This window comes from Halapricum desulfuricans, assembly GCF_017094465.1.
Classification (GTDB): Archaea; Halobacteriota; Halobacteria; order Halobacteriales; family Haloarculaceae; genus Halapricum.
The window spans coordinates 630,347-644,704 of the sequence record NZ_CP064791.1; the positions used below are offsets into that span (position 1 = coordinate 630,347).

Genomic DNA, 14,358 nt, shown 5'->3' on the forward strand with positions numbered 1-14,358 from the left:
AATGTGGATGGACAGGTACGAGATCGGACCCCGACCGATCCGAGGACGTCCAGCAGTGTCCGGTCTGCGATACGAACGTCGAGTTCGTCGACTAGAGGCGGCGTTTTCGCCGACACGCAGCTGACGGCGCTCTGTCCGCCGGCCGCAGAATGAGAGTGCGATCGACCGGGTCAGATATCCTCTTCGATGATTTCGCCCACCGCGAAGTTGGACTTGACTTCCGAGATCTCGACCTTGACGCGGTCGCCGACTTCGGCACCGGGGACGATGATGACGTAGCCGCGCTCGACGCGCGCGATCCCGTCGCCCTGCTTGCCGATGTCCTCGATTTCGACGTAGCGGATCTCCCCGTTCTCGACCGGCGGCTGTGGCTCCGAGGGGGTCCCGGTTTCCGTCGTTTTCGCGTCGTCGTCCTCATCGCCTGCGATCAACGCGACGCGATAGGTCTCGTCCGGATCGATCGATCCGGTCTCGATCTCGCGGCGCGGCACCTCGATCACGTAGCGATCGTCTTCGGCTGATACGTCCGCACTGAACAGACACAGGAGTTTATCTGAGATCTCCAAGGGTAAACCACCGTTCGGTTGATTGTACCCCTCTATTATGAAAGTGCCGCCGAGCGCGGTCTCACTCACGCGGTTCCCACGGCGTCCCGTCGACCTGTTTTGGTCCCTCGGAGTCATAGACGACGATGCCGTCGCCGTCGACCGGGGTGTACTGCTCGCGAACCGCGATTGCCTCCTCGAGCTCTCGGATTGCCCGTTCTTTGAGCGTTGCCGCGAGTGCCTCGGCGTCGGGCCTGGAGATATCCCGCCCCAACCCTTCGCATTCGTGGGCCCGGACGAGTCCCGCACTATCGACCGCCTCGCCCATCGGCTGGCTCGTGCCACCGAGAGCGAGGCTAAACGGATAGGTCTGACAGATCAGCGGTCGGTTCTGGTGGACCGTACACGCACCGACTCCGTCCTTTTCGCGGTAGAACGTACAGTCACCACAGTCGTCGGTCTGGAGCGCCCACTCGAAGGTCTCGCCTTCGGGCCCGTCGTCCCCCTCAGTCAGGCCGTACGGCATCGGTCTGGCGACGTCACGGAAGTCGTAGTCCTCGCTGTCCTGCAGCGTCCGGATCTCGTCGGGGAAGATGGTTGCCGTGTGTGGCTCGACTGCATCGCCGTCGTCCGGTGTTTCGGCCGTACAGCAGCCGCCACAGCGAGTACACTCGAAACCGATCGATTCGATGGCGTCGGCCAGTGCGCTCACGTCTAACTCGCGTGCACGGGCCAACTCGGCTTCGAGATCGTCCATATAGCCATCGAGCGGACCAGAACACAAAAGCGCCGCGTCCGCCGGCCGTTCCGGACTATCGTTGATCGGCCAGAAAGTACACCTGCTTGCGTGCGTCCCGGAAGCTGTACCGCGAGCCGACCAGGTCGGCCTCGTCCAGGCGGTTCAGGGCGTATCGGACCGTCCGGTCGGGAAGCAGCGACGCCTCCGCGAGTTCTCCCTGTGACAGCGGCGGGCTGTCTTCTAGTACCTTCGCTACGAGCTTCGCGCTCGGCGGCAGCTCCTTGAGTCGGTCGCGAACGGTGCTGTCAGTGAAGCTAACCTCCGGGCGCACGCCTTCGGTAGTCGTACTCATACACCCAACTCGATCACCGTCACTGGTAAAACTTGTCTATATTCATATGCAAAGAATACTATCTATATAAGGTCTATTGAGACTCCTGTGTGAGTTGCACCTTCATACCATACTGCCGAACGCACGCGAGGCCGTCCGCTCGCTGGTCCGTTTCGGATGGATCGCTGTGACGATTTTCCGCCCTGATCGCAGGCGGCCGACACGGAAGGGTCTTACAGCAATCCGTATCAGTATCGTTTTATTCCTACGCTGAGGACATTCCTGACACCGTGAAAGGACAGGAGTGGTACCAGGCCGACGACATCGCCGAGGAGTACGAGGAGAAGCGCTTCTCGCGTGGTGGCCGCCTGATCGACCGGCGGGAGAAACAGGCTGTGTTAGATGCGATCGGACCGGTCGAGGATACCGATGTGCTGGAGATCGCCTGCGGGACGGGTCGGTTTACCGTGATGCTGGCTGAACGCGGTGCGGACGTCGTCGGACTGGACATTTCGGGCCCGATGCTCAAGCAGGGCCGTCAGAAGGCTCAGGCTGCCGGCGTCAGTGATCACCTCGAGCTCATGCGCGGCGACGCGGGCCGTCTGCCGTTCCCCGACGATCACTTCGACGCCGTGATCGCGATGCGGTTCTTCCATCTCGCCGATACGCCCGCGTCGTTCCTGAGTGAAATGCGTCGGGTCTCGCGTGAGGTCGTCTTCTTCGATACGTTCAATCGCTTCTCGACGCGTTCGATCTACAACTGGGCGCTGCCGATGGGGTCGCGGCTGTACTCGCGGTGGGAGGTCAACCGACTGCTCGACGACGTCGGACTACAACTGGTCAACGGCGAACACGATTTCGTCCTGCCGTACGGGTTCTACCGGCAGATTCCCAATAGCACGGCCTCGACGTTTCGGAAAATCGATACGACACTCGGATCGCTACCCTTTGGCGATCGACTCGCGTCGGTCTCTTACTGGGCCTGCGAAGTCTGACCCACCGGCTCGTCAGCTGACTGTCCTGCACCTTCGAGCCACCGGACAGTGATGGACGTACTACTATCATCGTGGGCCGCATATGGCCGGCAATGACGGATCTGGCCGATCTGGTGGCGCGCTCGCTCGATCCTGCCACGCGCGAGACGTTCGACAGCCGCGTCCGAGAGCAGACGGACTTCCTCTACCAGCAATTCGAGACGGGAGCACTGGATAACGACGGCTTCGCGATCGGGCTCGAGATGGAGGTGTACGCGGTCGCCGGAGAACCCGGGAGCGGTGGCGGCCCCGTTCTCCCGACCGAACAGAGTCGGCTCCACCAGATCCCGGGGAGCATCTTCGAGGATACTGACGCGGTCAGCAAGGAGCTGGGCCTGCACAACGCCGAGATCAACACCGATCCGAATACGTTTGATTCGGCCGGCCTGGACGCGCAATCGACCGCGATCGAGATGGAAACCGCGAAGGCTCGTGCGGCCGCGGGCGAGGAGAACTGTGCGCTCGTTCTCGATGCGATGTGGACGATCCCGCCGGACCCTGCAACCGTCGAGTATCTCTCGGCGACGACGGACATCGACGGCGTCAGGCTGGCGACGAACATGCGGACCGACCCGCGATACGTAGCGATCGACAACGATCTGCTCGAACGCGCCGACGGTTCGATCGAGCTGTCGGTCCCGGGGGTCGAGCAGTCGTTCCCTTCGATCCTCGTCGAATCGCTGGCCACGTCGATCCAACCGCACCTGCAGATCCCGCAGTCGGCGGCCTTCCCCGAGTATTACAACGTCGCGATCCGGACGATGGGGCCGCTCGTGGCGCTTGCGAGCAACTCCCCGTTTCTCCCTGCGGACCTCTACACCGACGTGGACGACCCCTTCGAACTGATCGAGCGGACCCATCACGAACTCCGGATCGCCGTTTTCGAGCAGTCAGTCAACGTCACGGAAAACCCGAAGGTGCGGGTCCCCGAGGATCTCGATACCGTGACCGAGGTCGTCGACCGGGTGCGCGAGGACGACGTCGTCGCGCCGTTTCTCAGCGACTGGCTCGATACCGGCGGCGGGGCCGAGTACACGGACAACTACTGGGAGTTCGAACACAAGCGCGGCACCTACTGGCGGTGGGTACGGTGTGTCATCGGTGGCGATCCCGTCGAGGGAGCCGGCGACGAACGCTCGGTTCGCATCGAGTACCGCCCGCTCCCCACACAGCCGACAGTCCCCGACGTCGTCGGCCTGCAGGCGCTGACAGCCGGGTTGATACGGGGGCTGGTCGCCGCCGAGCACCCGCTTGCTGACCTGCCGTGGCACGCCGCAGAATCGTCGTTCTACGCGGCCGCCCGGGACGGGCTCGACGCCGATCTGGCCTGGCTGACCGCCGACGGCGAGCGGACGACCGACCCGGACGAGATATTCGCCGAGATATTCGAGTACGCCGAGTACGGACTCGACGTCCAGGGGATCGACGAGCGGACGGCCGCGTCGTATCTCGACCCGATCCGAACGCGGTGGCGCACGGGGAGGACGCCTAGTGGCTGGAAGAAAGCCCGCGTTCGCGAGCACCTCCACGACGGAATCGATCTACCGACCGCGATCGAGCGGATGCAACGGGAGTACATCCGGCGGAGTCGCGAAACCGAGTCATTCGCCGAGTGGATCTGACCGCCTCGAAACGACTTCCGTCCCTATCCGCCCGTTTCGGCGCGAGCGCTATCACTACTGACGATATCGACGTCGGTGATCTCGAACCGTGCGCCGCCGTGCTCGCTGTCCGTGATCTTGATCTCCCAGTCGTGTGCCTCGACGATCTGTCGGACGATCGCCAGCCCGAAGCCCGTCCCGTCGCGCTCCGTCGAGTAGCCCGTCTCGAAGACGGCTTCCCGGTCATCCGCGGGGATCCCGACGCCGTCGTCGGCGACGTACAAGCCGTCGTCCAGCCTGCCGACCGTGACCGTCACGTCGGTGCCGCCGTGCTGGTCGGCGTTCCTGAACAGGTTCTCCAGCAGCGTCGTCAGGCGCTTCGGATCGGCCCGTACTGTCGGTGTCTCGTCGACGACGAGGGCGGCATTGCGCGTTTCGACGCTGTTCCAGCACTGCGTGACGACCTCCCGTAGCTGTACCGGCTCGATTTCACCGACGACCGCTCCCTGTTGGGCCAGCGACAGCAGATCCGTGATGAGATCGTCCATGCGTTCTAGTTCCACCTCGATATCTTCGAGATGAGGGCTGTCACAGTCGTCTCTGACCAATTCCAGCCGACCGCTCGCCACGTTCAGCGGGTTCCGGAGGTCGTGCGAGACGAACCCGGCGAACTCCTCGAGGCGATCGCGCTTCTGTCTCAACTCCCGCTCCGTTTCTTTCAACTCGGACACGTCCCGACAGATCGCGATCGTGCCGTCCACGCGTCCGTTCTCGTCGTAGTGTGGATACCGAAGCGTCGAGAACCATCGCTCGTCTCGTTTCGGGAACGCCGGCCGGATCTCGTACTGTAGTGCCGTCTCCTCTTCGATGACTCGCCTCTTGTTCGACTCGATCGTTTCGGCGGCGTGCTCGTCCATAAACGCGTACTCGTCAGTACCGATCAGGTCCGATTTCGACATGTCCGCGTAGTCCGCGACGGCCTCGTTGACGATCTCGAACTCGCCGTCCCGGTTCTGAAACATCACCGGATCGTCGAGTTCTTTGATGATGTCACCGAGCAATAGATTTCGCTTTTCGACGTGATACCGCTCGACCTCCGTTTTCACGGCGTCGGCCAGTTCCGTTACCTGTGTGTCCTGTTTCCGCAGATATCGATTAGCACCGCGGTTCAGAGCCGAGATCGCAGCGTCTTCGCTGCTCTCCGAGGTGAACACGATAAACGGGATCTCGCTTGCTCGTTCCTCTCTGATGGTCTCCAGGAGTGACAGTCCGTCCCCTTCCGGGAGTCGGTATTCGGAGACGACAGCGTCGTATTCCCGCTCGGCCAACCGATCGAGCGCCTCACTCGCCGACGGTACCGTCTCAGCCGCCAGTCGATCGTCCGCCCGTGATAGGGTCTCCCCGATCGCCGTCGCAGCTTCGGGATCGTCGACGATAATCACTTCGAGCGACGGACTCATCTCCCCCATCTACACACTATCACTCTTTAAACGCCCGTATTCCGATACCAGGTTTGATATTATCCGGCAACATGTCACCCCTCCGTCCTCTCTGACTGATCTCTTGACCACGACTATGGCGCTGTCTATCATCGGCAATATCGCGAATTGCCGCTAGATCCCATATACCGTCACAGTCCAGAAACTCTCGAAGGCCTGATCCAGTGCCGGTTCGGGGTCACCGGTGGCATCAACGGTAGCGGTCGCATCGGCAGCGTCGGCCACCGCACCGAGGACGCTTCGCTCACCGACGACGAAAAGCGGCGCGTCCGCCGGCCGTTCCTTGAGTGCTTCCTGACACCGTTCGAGGTGCGTGTCGATCTGTCCGTCGCGGATCCGCTCGAACCGCGACTGCGAGAACCCGCCCTTGGAGTGGTTGCTCTTGAGTTCGCTGTCGAACCCGTGAAAGGCCGTCCGTTTGCGCCCCTCGTAGACGCCCATCGCGAACAGGTCGGACCGGACGAGCGCGAGCGTGAACTCCCCCGTCGGCTCGAACCACGATCGATCGATGTCGACGCTGTCGTCCCATTTCGCGAACGGCTCGGGCGGGTTCGGTACGTCGAAGGCGACGCTTACCATGCCGGCGTCATCGGTCACGGCCAGACAGGGCGCGGCACGCGAGACCAGCGCCGCACGCTCGCCGAACCCGTCTCTGAGAGCCCGCGGGGTCCCGTGGTCGTCCGTAAGGACGGCCGTGAGGATGCTCTGTTCGTCCCCCTCGATCGAGAGCAGCCGGTCGAGGATCGCTTCGACTCGGGTCGGTGAGAATTGCTCACGCCGCCGATACTCGATCGAGCGCTCGCCCGCTTCGAGACGCTCGATTCGGTCCCGCAACTGCGTGATCTTGTCTTCGAGTTCGTTGACGCGTCGTTCGGCAGCCTGTCTGTCGGTGACGGCGTCCTTGCGACGCTTTCGCTCGGCATCGAGTTGTTCCGAAAGCTGGGACTTCTCGTCTTCGAGCGCTTCGATGCGCTCTTTGAGTTCGGCACGACCGAACAACTCGTCGAACATACCCGGGGTCGGGGCGCGAAGGCGCTTAAATCCCGGTCTGATCGGGCAGGGACTGTTCCATCTCGAGTAGCTGTGCGGCCCGATCGGCCTTCGCCAGGAAGACCTCCTTGAGTGCGGGCGGGTTCCGGACCCGCGTGCTGTCGTCGAGCACTTCCGGGGGGACGGCGAGCGTGTCCGCCGGAACGCCACTCCCGCCGTGGACCTGGAAGTGCCGGGTCCCGAGTTTCATCACGAGTGGCTTCCCCGATGCAATGGCTCTCTCGCCATCGTATAGTTGCGTGGCGATTTGCTCGTACTGCTCGCGGCACAGCGCTGCCGACTGCTGGTCCTGGGGCTCGACGTACAGCCGTCCGAGATAATACCCCCGGGAGAACTGTTCGAACATTCTATGCGTGTCTATCTCACACATGGATACGAATAAGTCTTCCGCGGCGTACGGTCGACCACGCTGAGCCACGCTTTGCCTAGTTGTAATCTATGTATAGCACATATTGAACTCTCTAAGCGATTTTGTGGGCGTCTCATTCGGTATTGAACAGTCCGAACGAACGTCCGGGTTTTTAGGCGATCCAGCCGAAGCATCGTCGTAATGGCACCCCGCTGGACCGTCGTGATCGTCGTCCTGCTGGCGGTTGCGGGAGTAGTGACACCGGCGATCGCGACGTCGGCTATCGATACCCGGGCCGAGCAACGCGACCCCTTCGATCCGCTACCGAGCAACGAAACCGTCGAGGCGAACGCCACGATGGGTAGTCAGATCAGCGCGTTCATGGAATCGTCCGCCGTCGCGGTCAGCAACAGCGTCGAGACAGGCATCTGGGTCCATCAGTTCAACGCCTCGGAGAACCGGACCGATATGGTCGACCGGCGGGCCACAGTCCTGGAGCGCCGGCTCGAAGCGCTCCGGGCGGAACTGAACGAGACCGGGTCGGGGAACGTCACTGATCCGTCCGATGCGAGGCGCCTCGCCGCGCTGCAGGCGCGGATCGACGCCCTCAATTCGACGCTGCAGCGGACCCAACAGGTCGCCAGTGAGGCCGGCGTGAACACGACTCGACTCGAACGCCTTCGGAACAACGCGTCCCGACTACACGGACAGGACGTCGCCCGGATGGCCCGAAACTTGACCACTGTCGGTCCGCCTGTCGACCGTGGCCCGCCGGCTAATCACGGACCTCCTGGAGAGGGCCCGCCAAATCAAAGCGGGAACGGCACGCACGGTCCGCCCGGTCACGATGACACGCACGGACAACCGACTGACCCCGAAAACGCCACGCAGAGAACGCCTTCCGAACGCCCCGGCCGCACGAACGAAACGAACGGATCGGACTCCCACGCTCCGAAATCGAGCGACGATACCTCGGACGATCCTCCGGAAGGCCAGCCCGCCAGTCCGTCCACCGCTGACGAACGGGCGTCCGAGCGATCGAACGAGTAGTTCGGCCATGGTGACCAGTCTCGGGATCCGGATTTAGGGAAAGCCTTTTATAGAAGAACTGGTTACATCAGGTGAATGGACTCCGCCGAACTGCTCGATCTTCTGGGGAACGCGAACCGTCGGCGCATCCTCCGGCTGCTCGCGCGCAAACCCTGTTACGTGACGGAGATCAGTGAGTACATCGGCGTCAGTCCGAAGGCGGTTATCGATCACTTGCGAAAGCTCGAATCGGCCGGACTGATCGAGAGCCGGGTCGACGAACAGCGCCGCAAGTACTTTTATATTGCCAGGGGGTTCCGCCTGGAGGTATCCGTCTCGCCGTACGAATACGGTGCCAAGAGCGCGTACCCGGCCAGTTCAGGGCTTGATCTCACCTCCTGTGAGCACCTCTCCGTGGATCTGGAGCCGAACGGTGAGTCGGATCTCGACTCGCTCGCGACCGATCTGCGCGAACTCGAGCGGCTCCGAAACGAACTGTCGCTCGCCCAGCGGTGGGTTCAGGGACGACTGACCGACGTCATGGAGCGAATCGGCGATCAGATCGACGGCGACGACCGCCTCACCGTCGAGGTGCTGTTGGCCCTCACCGACGGGGCGGCGACCCCACATCAACTCAGTCGTCGCGTGGACGCGCCGCCGGGGATCGTGCTCGACGTGTTACGATTGCTCGAAGTCGAGGACGTCGTCGAACGCGACGGCGAACAGTGGCTGTTGGCAGACACGTGATATCACTCGATGTCCCGGGTCAGTCCGGCACGGAGGTCACGACCGACGTAGTGGCCCAGCAGGCCGGCGATTCCGCTGGAACTGGCACCGACCGCGACGAGCGGTGCGCCGGGCCCGAACACCGCGATGGTGAAGTTGCTGAGTAGTATCGTCAGTGCCCCCGTCATCAGCGCCGCCGCGCCGACTTCGAGGTAGCGCCGGCTGTCGGATCCGACGCCGATCGCCCCGCCAGCGAGGAAGATGCCCACCAGCCCAGTGACGTTGTCCGGAATGAACGGTACGACGGCTCCGGAAGCGAACGCCAGTGCGACAGACAGCACCAGCGCGAGCGCGAACGTCTGTACCGAGAAGACACTCCCGATCCGATCCCCGATACGTCCCCGTATCCCGCCGCTGGTCTCGGTGTGTGTCTCGGTCGCGTCCGGCTGTTCGTCCATGATGGCGTCGAGATCGACCTCGCCGACCTCGTCCTCGCGGCTCAGCTGGTCGGTGCGCTCGGCCATGGCTCGTGGTTGACGGGCCAGGTTGATAGGAATTTGCTCTCCGGCGTTTCGGATGCCCGTCGCCAAGAGATGGTTTCAAGTCCGCGCGAGCGGTAACCCGATCCATGCAACCAGGCGACCGGGTTCACGTCGACCGCGGCGAGCAGTCCTACGACGGGGTGTTGTTGCCCTCCTCGACGGACGACAATCTCGTGATCAAACTCGACAGCGGCTACAACGTCGGGATCGACCGTGAGGCCGCCGACGTCGATGTCCAGGAAGCGGGCGTCTACGACATCGAGGGTGCACAGGCCGAGGAGAGCGCATCCGAGATCTCCTTCGACGAGGATCTCCCGACGATCTCGCTCATCTCGACCGGCGGGACGATCGCCTCGACGGTCGACTACCGCACCGGCGCTGTGACCGCACAGTTCGACGCCGAAGACGTGCTCCGTGCCGTACCCGAACTCGCGGGGCTGGCCAACTACCGCGGGCGGGTGGTCGCGAACATCCTCTCGGAGAACATGACGCCCGACGTCTGGCAGGACCTGGCCGAGGCCATCCACGAGGAGATCCAGGCGGGCGCGGACGGCGTCGTCGTCATGCACGGTACCGACACGATGCAGTTCTCCGCGAGCGCGATGGCGTTCATGCTGGAGACGCCGGTCCCGATCGTCTTCACCGGCAGCCAGCGCTCGGCCGACCGTCCCTCCTCGGACAACGTGATGAACGCCGTCTGCGCGGTCGAGGCCGCGAAAAGCGACGCCGCGGAGGTCATGATCTGCATGCACGCGGACGCGTCCGACGAGGTCTGCGCGCTCCACCGTGGGACGCGCGCCCGCAAGAACCACACCTCGCGTCGAGACGCCTTCGGAACCGTCGGCGCGGAACCGCTCGGCGAAGTCGTCTACGAGGACCGCCAGGTCTCGTTCCGCCGCGAGTACCGCGAGCGCGGCGAGGCCAATCTCGAACTGGCCGCTGATCTCGAAACCGAGGTCGAACTGGTGAAGTTCACGCCCGGGACCGATCCGGCCGTGCTCGAAGCCTACGACGACAAGGCCGGAATCGTCCTGGAGGGGACCGGACTCGGCCACGTCAACACAGACTGGATCGAGTACGTCGACGATCTCATCGACGACGGGACGCACGTCGTCATGACAAGTCAGTGTCTGGACGGACGAGTCTGTGATCGCGTCTACGATACGGGCCGCGACCTGCTCGATGCCGGCGTGATCGAAGGCGAAGACATGCTACCTGGAACGGCAAAGGTCAAACTCATGTGGGCGCTTGCCAACGCCGAAGACATCGAGGAGACGATGGGGACCGAACTCGCGGGCGAGATCCAGGACCGATCCGTTCCCTGGACGTAACTTTCCGTCTCGACGCGTTCGCGAGAATGGCCGTCTAGCGCTCTATCCGTCGCCCTGCGGGTCCTCGACGACGACTTCGCCGTCGACGACGTCGACGTTGATCAGCGTCTTGACGTCGTAGTCGGTGTCGTCGAGGTTGTTCTCGCCGCCGACCTTCTTGATCACGGCGACGATGTCGACGATTTCGGCGCCGATCTCCTCGAGCGCGCCGGTGATGCCGGCGAGCGTCCCGCCGGTCGAGAGCACGTCGTCGAGCACGAGCACCTTGTCGCCCTCGTAGACGTCGTTGACGTACATCTCGCTCTCTGAGTAGCCGGTCACCTGCTGGAGCGAGACCTCCCCTTCGAGGCCGTACTTGCGCTTGCGGATGACGACCAGGGGGATGTCGGTCATCAGCGAGAGCGCCGTCGAGATGTGGATCCCCATCGCGGCGGGCGTGACGATCTTGTCGACGTCTTCCAGTTCCGCCTTGCGGATGATCCTGATGACGATCTCGCGCAGCAGTTCCGGTTCGAGCATCGGGACGCCGTCGCTGATCGGGTGGACGAAGTAATGGTAGCCGTCCTTTTCGATGATCGGCGCGTCGAGCATCGACTGCCTGAGGCGGTCCATGTCCGCGCTACTCCCCCAGCCGTTAAAAACTGCCCGTCACGAGGCGACCGTGTTTATGCCTCCCACCTATCGAATAGTAGTCATATTTTTAAGACGTGCAAGATAGAAGGCGCGTATACAGCAATCAGTCAATTCGTGCTCTCGGTTGCGATCGGCGAGTTCGACGCCCAACTCGAGAGAACGGCCGCGAGCGGGACGCTGGTTCGAAACGTGGACGGGGAACGGACGAGGCGATCTCCGAGTAAGAGGCCACAGTTGACTCGCTGGTCCGTATTCCTCAGACAACGCGGTTTGAGATCGAAGTCATCTCCCTCTGAGATTTCTTTGATGATATCGTACACGAACTGGAAATGCTACGCCTCGGGGAAGAACCCCGGTGGCTTCGGCGTCTTCTGGTTCGAGAAGGTCGATCTGGCGAACGAAGAGATAGCCATCTGCAACGGGAGCGACTTCGACACGCCCGAAATCTGGGACTACCTCAACGACGAGGGCCGGACCGCTGGCGTGATGAACATGCTCTCGACGTACCCATCCCAGCCGATCGAGGGGTTCATGATCTTCGGTGGACCGGACGCCGTCGAGGGCGAGTACCGCTCGCTGCCAGTTCTTCTCACGGACGAGGGACTTCCCGCAGGCTCTGATGTAGGCGTCGCGATCTTCGAGGGCCTCGTGGGGCAACAGAGGGATCCCCGTCGATCGTCGGCCCGTCGCGTTCGATGCTCAGGACATCAAGTAGGGTGGGCATGATGTCGACCTGGCGGATCTGCGTGTCGATTTTAGGCATCTAAACACGACTGAGTCAAAGTATTCGAAGCGGCTTCTGTCCGAGAGCGACCGCCGCACCGGAGCGAACTGGCACGAAGCTATCGCTGTCTCACGGAAAAGGTTCCAAGAATGATATGATTGGAATTTAGCTACGATAATTTTTAGTGATTGGACGAAAAATAACACAATATGGAACCCTCCCGGAGACAATGCCTCGGTATGGTGTCGACAGCTGTAGGAGCCTCTCTAGCCGGCTGTGAGTCTATCTCTCTCATGAATAGTAAATCGTCAGGCGGGGATCGGTGCCCAGAATCGATACTACAATGGTGGCCTCTGGAGGTCCACGAAAGCCCGTATCACGGTTTCAGCTTGCAAGTTGAACCGAGAGAAGTTGGGGCAAACGAAGACTTCGTTGTCGAACTCGAAAACACATCTGGAGATCCGAAGACCGTTGGTCGGAGATTTAAATTCGATATTCAGACGGAGGTAGATGGGGTGTGGCGTTCGATATACGAGAAGACGTCCGAGTTCAGCTACGCGAAGTTCGCTCTCGGACTGGAAGCCGGAGAATCGATGCGTTGGTCGTTCAATTCATCGAGTATGAATCATCAGAAGCCTGTCATTTTTTCAAATTGTGCAGAGATTGTGGACGGGAAGTATCGGTTCGTGTTTTCTGGGACGCTTGCCCATAATGAAGATCAAGATCAAAACGGAGACGCTATAGCGACAACCTTCTCCATTTCAACCAATCAATAATAGTAATAGGGCCAGCGACGGCGCGAACAGCGGTTCGGTTTTGTGCTCGTCAAGAAACTCAGCAGTCACGTCCACGCCGTCGAGGTAGTCCAGCAAGAACGACGTATCGAGAACGATCATCGCTCCGCTCGCTCCCGAAGATCACCGTCCAGTTCTCCCCGGACCCGTTCGACTTCCTCGCGAAAGCCCTCGACGTCGCTCATCGCGCCGAACCCCTTCATCACGTCACGCTCGTCGCCGGTAATCCGCAGTATCGTGTCAGTAAAACTCTCGTCGTCGCGCTTGTGGGCCCTGAGGCGCTCGTAGGCCTCTTCGGTGATGGTCAGCGTCTTCGTCCCCATACGTGTACGTTTAGACATACACGTACTTAGTTGTCCGGCGAGGGGCCGCAAGTATGCCCTACTCCGCAGCGAGCACGACCTCGCGCACGTCATCGACGCCGGCCCGTCGGACGACCGCCCGAACGACATCCTGCGCGCCGGCGAGGTTGTCCGAGTCGCCGTCGAGCACGAGCAGGCGGGCGTCCTTGCCCTCGTTGATCTCGCCCGCGTTCAGGCCGACGATGTCGGCACCCGCCCAGGTCGCCATACCGAGCACGTCGCGAGCGGAGACGTCCGCGAGCTTGTTGGCGAACTCCATCTCGCGGAACATCGACGGACTGTTGAGAAAGACGTTGTCGGTCCCCAGCGCGACGGTCGTCCGGTCGAGCAACTCGCGGATCGGCGGGACGCCGACCCCGGTGACGAGATTCGAGCGCGGGCAGACGACGACCGGGGTTGCCTCGTCGTCGAGTCGCTGGTAGTGAATGGGCTCGGGATGGACCATGTGCACGAGGAAATCCGGGTCGAGGTCCATCGCGGGGTTGATGTCGGCGCTGTCGCGCTCGCCCGCGTGGATGCCGAACAGCTTGTCGGCCCGCCGGGTCGCGTTTCGCTCGGCGTCGAAATCCGCGTCACGAGCGCCGCTCGCGCCGAACCCGTCGCTCGCGTGCATCGCATCGACGGTTTCGCGGCCGAGGACGACGCTCTCGATTGCGAGCCCCTCAAGCGCGTCTTCGAGCATCTCGACGCCCTCGACGCCGCCCTCGCGGAACTCGATGAACGCGCCAGTGCCCGACTGTTCCATGAACTGCAGCGAACGCCGCATGGCCGAGACGGTCTCCTCGCGTGAGGCTTCCCGCAGGAGTCGGTGTTTCAGCCCGTCCGGGGGCGCGACGAGTTCGTCCAGCGAGAGTCCCGCCCCTGCCTCCTTGGCGATCGAGTCGCCGATGTGGGTGTGGGCGTTGACGAACGCCGGCAGCACGATCGCATCGCTGTCGGTGGCGGTCTCCTCGACGGCCGCGATCTCGCCGTCCTCGATTACCACTCGGCCCTCGATCGGCTCGAACGCCCGCCCCGTCAGAATCGTTCCTTCGATGTCCATACGGGTCAGTGGGTCGGCCCGGCCTTG

The 14,358-nt window shown here is 62.4% G+C and carries 18 protein-coding genes; 7 read left to right on the forward strand and 11 right to left on the reverse strand.

Annotated features, from left to right (window positions below; genetic code table 11):
• Nucleotides 1-170: 170 nt before the first annotated feature.
• From HSEST_RS03230 to HSEST_RS03240, 3 genes are all read right to left on the reverse strand, one after another.
• Nucleotides 171-566 (reverse strand): TRAM domain-containing protein, encoded by a 396-nt coding sequence (locus tag HSEST_RS03230; RefSeq protein ID WP_229122134.1) that lies wholly within the window; start codon nt 564-566, stop codon nt 171-173.
• A 61-nt stretch (nt 567-627) separates the two neighbouring features.
• Nucleotides 628-1,302, reverse strand: coding sequence for a YkgJ family cysteine cluster protein (locus tag HSEST_RS03235; protein ID WP_229122135.1), 675 nt, complete (start codon nt 1,300-1,302; stop codon nt 628-630).
• Between the two features lie 55 nt (nt 1,303-1,357).
• Entirely contained in the window at nt 1,358-1,636 is a 279-nt protein-coding gene (locus tag HSEST_RS03240; protein ID WP_229122136.1) for a MarR family transcriptional regulator, read from the reverse strand.
• Between the two features lie 269 nt (nt 1,637-1,905).
• On the opposite strand from HSEST_RS03240, the gene HSEST_RS03245 reads away from it, so the two are divergent.
• Together HSEST_RS03245 and HSEST_RS03250 are read left to right on the forward strand one after the other, a co-directional pair.
• Nucleotides 1,906-2,610, forward strand: a complete 705-nt coding sequence (locus HSEST_RS03245) for a class I SAM-dependent methyltransferase (RefSeq protein ID WP_229122137.1) — start codon at nt 1,906-1,908, stop codon at nt 2,608-2,610.
• Nucleotides 2,611-2,702: 92 nt separating this feature from the next.
• Nucleotides 2,703-4,271, forward strand: coding sequence for a hypothetical protein (locus tag HSEST_RS03250; protein ID WP_229122138.1), 1,569 nt, complete (start codon nt 2,703-2,705; stop codon nt 4,269-4,271).
• A gap of 23 nt (nt 4,272-4,294) precedes the next feature.
• Here HSEST_RS03250 and HSEST_RS03255 read toward each other — a convergent pair whose 3' ends face one another.
• The 3 genes from HSEST_RS03255 to HSEST_RS03265 form a co-directional block, all read right to left on the reverse strand.
• Nucleotides 4,295-5,710, reverse strand: a complete 1,416-nt coding sequence (locus HSEST_RS03255) for an ATP-binding protein (protein WP_229122139.1) — start codon at nt 5,708-5,710, stop codon at nt 4,295-4,297.
• A 153-nt stretch (nt 5,711-5,863) separates the two neighbouring features.
• Nucleotides 5,864-6,760, reverse strand: coding sequence for a Vms1/Ankzf1 family peptidyl-tRNA hydrolase (locus tag HSEST_RS03260; RefSeq protein WP_229122140.1), 897 nt, complete (start codon nt 6,758-6,760; stop codon nt 5,864-5,866).
• Nucleotides 6,761-6,785: 25 nt separating this feature from the next.
• Nucleotides 6,786-7,145: a DUF5802 family protein gene (locus HSEST_RS03265; protein ID WP_229122141.1), complete on the reverse strand. Its 360-nt coding sequence runs from the start codon at nt 7,143-7,145 to the stop codon at nt 6,786-6,788.
• 204 nt (nt 7,146-7,349) lie between these two features.
• On the opposite strand from HSEST_RS03265, the gene HSEST_RS03270 reads away from it, so the two are divergent.
• Both HSEST_RS03270 and HSEST_RS03275 read left to right on the forward strand, forming a co-directional pair.
• Entirely contained in the window at nt 7,350-8,198 is an 849-nt protein-coding gene (locus tag HSEST_RS03270; RefSeq protein ID WP_229122142.1) for a hypothetical protein, read from the forward strand.
• A gap of 75 nt (nt 8,199-8,273) precedes the next feature.
• Complete coding sequence (locus tag HSEST_RS03275) at nt 8,274-8,924, forward strand: ArsR/SmtB family transcription factor (RefSeq protein WP_229122143.1); 651 nt, start codon at nt 8,274-8,276, stop codon at nt 8,922-8,924.
• A 2-nt stretch (nt 8,925-8,926) separates the two neighbouring features.
• Here HSEST_RS03275 and HSEST_RS03280 read toward each other — a convergent pair whose 3' ends face one another.
• Nucleotides 8,927-9,427 (reverse strand): hypothetical protein, encoded by a 501-nt coding sequence (locus HSEST_RS03280; protein ID WP_229122144.1) that lies wholly within the window; start codon nt 9,425-9,427, stop codon nt 8,927-8,929.
• 104 nt (nt 9,428-9,531) lie between these two features.
• Here HSEST_RS03280 and gatD point away from each other — a divergent pair, with 104 nt between their 5' ends.
• Complete coding sequence (gene gatD, locus HSEST_RS03285) at nt 9,532-10,776, forward strand: Glu-tRNA(Gln) amidotransferase subunit GatD (RefSeq protein ID WP_229122145.1); 1,245 nt, start codon at nt 9,532-9,534, stop codon at nt 10,774-10,776.
• 42 nt (nt 10,777-10,818) lie between these two features.
• Here gatD and hpt read toward each other — a convergent pair whose 3' ends face one another.
• Nucleotides 10,819-11,388 carry a hypoxanthine/guanine phosphoribosyltransferase gene (hpt, locus tag HSEST_RS03290; protein ID WP_229122146.1) on the reverse strand — a complete coding sequence of 190 codons (570 nt, stop codon included), beginning with the start codon at nt 11,386-11,388 and terminating at the stop codon, nt 10,819-10,821.
• Between the two features lie 327 nt (nt 11,389-11,715).
• Between hpt and HSEST_RS03295 the strand changes: the two genes are divergently transcribed.
• Nucleotides 11,716-12,135 carry a hypothetical protein gene (locus HSEST_RS03295; protein ID WP_229122147.1) on the forward strand — a complete coding sequence of 140 codons (420 nt, stop codon included), beginning with the start codon at nt 11,716-11,718 and terminating at the stop codon, nt 12,133-12,135.
• Between the two features lie 207 nt (nt 12,136-12,342).
• Complete coding sequence (locus HSEST_RS03300; protein WP_229122148.1) at nt 12,343-12,909, forward strand: hypothetical protein; 567 nt, start codon at nt 12,343-12,345, stop codon at nt 12,907-12,909.
• On the opposite strand, the gene HSEST_RS03305 is transcribed toward HSEST_RS03300, so the two are convergent.
• The 3 genes from HSEST_RS03305 to HSEST_RS03315 are packed head-to-tail and all read right to left on the reverse strand — an operon-like array spanning nt 12,895 to nt 14,331.
• Nucleotides 12,895-13,029 (reverse strand): twitching motility protein PilT, encoded by a 135-nt coding sequence (locus HSEST_RS03305; protein WP_229122149.1) that lies wholly within the window; start codon nt 13,027-13,029, stop codon nt 12,895-12,897. The genes HSEST_RS03300 and HSEST_RS03305 overlap by 15 nt on opposite strands.
• Nucleotides 13,026-13,250, reverse strand: a complete 225-nt coding sequence (locus HSEST_RS03310; RefSeq protein WP_229122150.1) for an antitoxin VapB family protein — start codon at nt 13,248-13,250, stop codon at nt 13,026-13,028. The genes HSEST_RS03305 and HSEST_RS03310 overlap by 4 nt, the downstream gene beginning before the upstream one ends.
• Nucleotides 13,251-13,308: 58 nt before the next feature.
• Nucleotides 13,309-14,331, reverse strand: a complete 1,023-nt coding sequence (locus tag HSEST_RS03315) for an amidohydrolase family protein (protein ID WP_229122151.1) — start codon at nt 14,329-14,331, stop codon at nt 13,309-13,311.
• Nucleotides 14,332-14,358 lie beyond the last annotated feature (27 nt).

Excerpts from the sequence above, each read along its gene's own strand:
- HSEST_RS03235 (WP_229122135.1), bottom strand. The coding sequence starts at position 1,302 with ATGGACGATCTCGAAGCCGAGTTGGCCCGTGCACGCGAGTTAGACGTG.
- HSEST_RS03240 (WP_229122136.1), bottom strand. The coding sequence starts at position 1,636 with ATGAGTACGACTACCGAAGGCGTGCGCCCGGAGGTTAGCTTCACTGAC.
- HSEST_RS03250 (WP_229122138.1), top strand. The coding sequence starts at position 2,703 with ATGACGGATCTGGCCGATCTGGTGGCGCGCTCGCTCGATCCTGCCACG.
- HSEST_RS03255 (WP_229122139.1), bottom strand. The coding sequence starts at position 5,710 with ATGAGTCCGTCGCTCGAAGTGATTATCGTCGACGATCCCGAAGCTGCG.
- HSEST_RS03260 (WP_229122140.1), bottom strand. The coding sequence starts at position 6,760 with ATGTTCGACGAGTTGTTCGGTCGTGCCGAACTCAAAGAGCGCATCGAA.
- HSEST_RS03265 (WP_229122141.1), bottom strand. The coding sequence starts at position 7,145 with ATGTTCGAACAGTTCTCCCGGGGGTATTATCTCGGACGGCTGTACGTC.
- HSEST_RS03270 (WP_229122142.1), top strand. The coding sequence starts at position 7,350 with ATGGCACCCCGCTGGACCGTCGTGATCGTCGTCCTGCTGGCGGTTGCG.
- HSEST_RS03275 (WP_229122143.1), top strand. The coding sequence starts at position 8,274 with ATGGACTCCGCCGAACTGCTCGATCTTCTGGGGAACGCGAACCGTCGG.
- HSEST_RS03280 (WP_229122144.1), bottom strand. The coding sequence starts at position 9,427 with ATGGCCGAGCGCACCGACCAGCTGAGCCGCGAGGACGAGGTCGGCGAG.
- gatD (WP_229122145.1), top strand. The coding sequence starts at position 9,532 with ATGCAACCAGGCGACCGGGTTCACGTCGACCGCGGCGAGCAGTCCTAC.
- hpt (WP_229122146.1), bottom strand. The coding sequence starts at position 11,388 with ATGGACCGCCTCAGGCAGTCGATGCTCGACGCGCCGATCATCGAAAAG.
- HSEST_RS03295 (WP_229122147.1), top strand. The coding sequence starts at position 11,716 with ATGATATCGTACACGAACTGGAAATGCTACGCCTCGGGGAAGAACCCC.
- HSEST_RS03300 (WP_229122148.1), top strand. The coding sequence starts at position 12,343 with ATGGAACCCTCCCGGAGACAATGCCTCGGTATGGTGTCGACAGCTGTA.
- HSEST_RS03305 (WP_229122149.1), bottom strand. The coding sequence starts at position 13,029 with ATGATCGTTCTCGATACGTCGTTCTTGCTGGACTACCTCGACGGCGTG.
- HSEST_RS03310 (WP_229122150.1), bottom strand. The coding sequence starts at position 13,250 with ATGGGGACGAAGACGCTGACCATCACCGAAGAGGCCTACGAGCGCCTC.
- HSEST_RS03315 (WP_229122151.1), bottom strand. The coding sequence starts at position 14,331 with ATGGACATCGAAGGAACGATTCTGACGGGGCGGGCGTTCGAGCCGATC.